This is a genomic window from Streptomyces sp. NPDC003697 (assembly GCF_053587115.1).
Window position 1 is genome coordinate 1 of the sequence record NZ_JBSFNN010000161.1, and the last position, 3,069, is coordinate 3,069.

The 3,069-nt window shown below is 71.4% G+C and carries 2 protein-coding genes and 1 pseudogene; all 3 read right to left on the reverse strand.

The annotated features are described in order from the left end of the window. Positions 1-154 (reverse strand): annotated as a pseudogene (locus ACWDNY_RS31250) (flavodoxin-dependent (E)-4-hydroxy-3-methylbut-2-enyl-diphosphate synthase); the annotation flags it as partial. A 169-nt stretch (positions 155-323) separates the two neighbouring features. Beyond that, positions 324-1,628 (reverse strand): M50 family metallopeptidase, encoded by a 1,305-nt coding sequence (locus ACWDNY_RS31255; protein WP_451649181.1) that lies wholly within the window; start codon positions 1,626-1,628, stop codon positions 324-326. Continuing rightward, positions 1,625-2,887: a 1-deoxy-D-xylulose-5-phosphate reductoisomerase gene (gene dxr, locus ACWDNY_RS31260; RefSeq protein WP_451649182.1), complete on the reverse strand. Its 1,263-nt coding sequence runs from the start codon at positions 2,885-2,887 to the stop codon at positions 1,625-1,627. The genes ACWDNY_RS31255 and dxr overlap by 4 nt, the downstream gene beginning before the upstream one ends. Between the last annotated feature and the right edge of the window lie 182 nt (positions 2,888-3,069).

A 3,069-nucleotide genomic window follows, 5' to 3' on the forward strand; every position in this document is an offset into this window, starting at 1 on the left:
CACCGACGTCCGAGGTCCGCGTCGTCGTCATCGACTGCACCGACACCGGCGCGTCCCCGCCCACCGCCACCGAACCGACCTGGATCTGCCGGCTCTTGCGGCGCTCGGCGAGCGTGGTCGGAACGGACGGCATGCCGAGAGAAATCGCAGTCATCTGCTGTGCAACCCCAAGTCGTGGATCAAGATCCGGTCCCGTGAGCAGCGGGCTCCGGGCTTCGAGATTACGGCACCGCCAGGGCGGCGGGCACATCCCACCCGTCAAACCCGCTCGATGGAGGGCGGCCGGGCGGGAACCCCGCCCGGCCGCCCTCAACGGGACGTGTCTAGGAGATGCGGACCGGGTTAACGACGTCCGCGATGAGGACCAGAATCGTGAAGCAGACGAAGATCCCGGCCACCACGTAGGCCACCGGCATCAGCTTCGCCACGTCGAACGGGCCCGGGTCGGGGCGCCGCATGACCCTGGCCAGGTGCCGGCGCAGCGACTCCCACAGGGCGCCCGCGATGTGCCCGCCGTCCAGCGGGAGCAGCGGGAGCATGTTGAAGAGGAACAGGGAGAGGTTGAAGCCGGCGACGAGCATCACGGCCATCGCGAGTTGCTGGCTGGCCGGGATGTCCAGGGTGAAGATCTCGCCGCCGACCCGGGCGGCGCCGATCACGCCCATCGGGGAGTCGGGCTCGCGCGGGGCGCCGTCGAAGGCCGCGTTCCACAGGGCGGGGATCTTGGAGGGCAGGGCCGCGAGGGAGTCGACGGCGTCGCCGACCCGGTCGGTCATCCAGGTCACCGACTCGCCGAAGTCCTGCCTGACGACGCCGGTGGCCGCGCTGAAGCCGAGGAAGCCGGCGTTGACGTACTTGCCCTGGACGTAGGCGCCGGTGGAGTCCTTCTTCGCGACCTGGTTGGTGGCGATCCTCGCGTGCAGGGTCAGTTCCCGGCCGTCGCGGTCGACGACGAGGGCCACGTCCTTGCCGGCACTGACCCGGATGCGGTCGGACAGCGTGTTCCAGTCGTCCGTCCGCACGCCGTCGAAGGCGACGATCCGGTCCCCCGGTTTCATGCCCGCGGCCGCGGCCGGGGAGGCGGGGTCGGACTTCTTGCAGGTGTCGCGGTTCTCGCTCTGCGCGATCACGCACGGGGAGATCGAGCCGACCGTCGTGGTCTGCTGCTGGATGCCGAACCCCATCAGGACGGTGAGGAACAGCGCCACCGCCAGCACCAGGTTCATGAAGGGGCCCGCGAACATCACGATGACGCGCTTCCACGGGGCCCGCGTGTAGAACATACGGGTCTCGTCGCCGGGCTGGAGCTCCTCGAAGGCCGCCGAGCGGGCGTCCTCGATCATTCCGCGCCAGGGCGAGGTGGACCGGGCCTCGATCCGGCCGTCGGGTCCGGGCGGGAACATGCCGATCATGCGGATGTAGCCGCCGAGCGGGACGGCCTTGACGCCGTACTCCGTCTCGCCCTTCCGGCGCGACCAGACGGTCGGACCGAAGCCGACCATGTACTGCGGCACGCGGATGCCGAAGAGCTTGGCCGTGGACAGGTGCCCCAGCTCGTGCCAGGCGATGGAGACCAGCAGGCCGACCGCGAAGACGACTATGCCGAGGATCATCATCAGGGTCGTCATGCACGCGCCTCCGCGGTCGCCGTCTGCGCTGTCAGTTCCCGGGCCCGGGCCCGTGCCCAGGTCTCCGCTTCGAGGACGTCCGGCACGGTGAGCGAGGTTCCCGCTCGGGGTGTGCAGTGCTCCTCGACCACCCGGGTCACGGTGTCCATGATCCCGTTGAAGGGCAGCGCTCCGCGCAGGAACACGTCGACGCACTCCTCGTTGGCCGCGTTGAACACGGCCGGGGCGGTGCCGCCGAGCTGCCCGACGTGCCGGGCGAGGCCGACGGAGGGGAACGCGTCGTTGTCGAGGGGGAGGAACTCCCAGGTCGACGCGGTGCTCCAGTCGAAGGCGGGCGCGGCGTCCGGGACGCGTTCGGGCCAGCCGAGGCCGATGGCGATGGGCCCGCGCATGTCGGGCGGCGTCGCCTGGGCGAGCGTGGATCCGTCAGTGAACTCAACCATCGAGTGGACATACGACTGGGGATGCACGACCACCTCAATGCGGTCGAAGGAAATGTCGTACAGCAGGTGCGCCTCGATGACCTCCAGCCCCTTGTTGACGAGGGTGGCGGAGTTGATCGTGATCACCGGCCCCATGGCCCAGGTGGGGTGGGCGAGGGCCTCCTCGACGGTGACGCTCGCCAGTTCGTCCCTGGTCCGGCCGCGGAACGGCCCGCCGGAGGCGGTCACGACGAGTTTGCGCACGTCGGCGCGGGTGCCGGCGGCGAGGGCCTGGAAGAGGGCGGCGTGCTCGGAGTCGACGGGGATGATCTGCCCGGGCTCGGCGAGGCCCCTGACGAGCGGGCCGCCGACGATGAGCGACTCCTTGTTGGCGAGGGCCAGGGTGCGGCCCGCCTCCAGGGCGGCCAGGGTCGGGGCCAGCCCGATGGAGCCGGTGATGCCGTTGAGGACGGTGTGGCAGTCGGAGGCGGCGACCTCGGTGGCCGCACCGGGCCCGGCGACGATCTCCGGGAGCGGCTCCCCCGTCCCGTACTGGGCGCCGAGCGCCTCGCGCAGGGCCGGTACGACGTCCTCGCGGGCGACGGCGACGGTCCGCACGCGGAGCCGGTACGCCTGCTCGGCGAGGAGGCCGACCCGTCCGCCGTTGGCGGACAGCGCGGTGACCCGGAAGCGGTCCGGGTTGCGCAGCACGAGGTCGATGGCCTGGGTGCCGATGGATCCGGTGGAGCCGAGGACCACCACGTCCTTGGGGCCGTCGCCGCCGAGAGGGTCGAAGACGAGGTGCGGGTCGGCGAGGGGGGCTGGACTGTCGCTCATCCCTCCATTGTTGCCGTAACGGCGGCCCGGCAGGACAGCGCGTCCCTCGGGAGGGTGCCCGGCGCCGCCGCCGGGGTGCCGGGCCGGCGTCCCGATGATGCCGGAGACCTTCACGCCCGGCGCCACGCCCGTCATGCCGACGCCGTTGCGGGCGGCGGCGATCTCACCGGCGACGTGCGTGC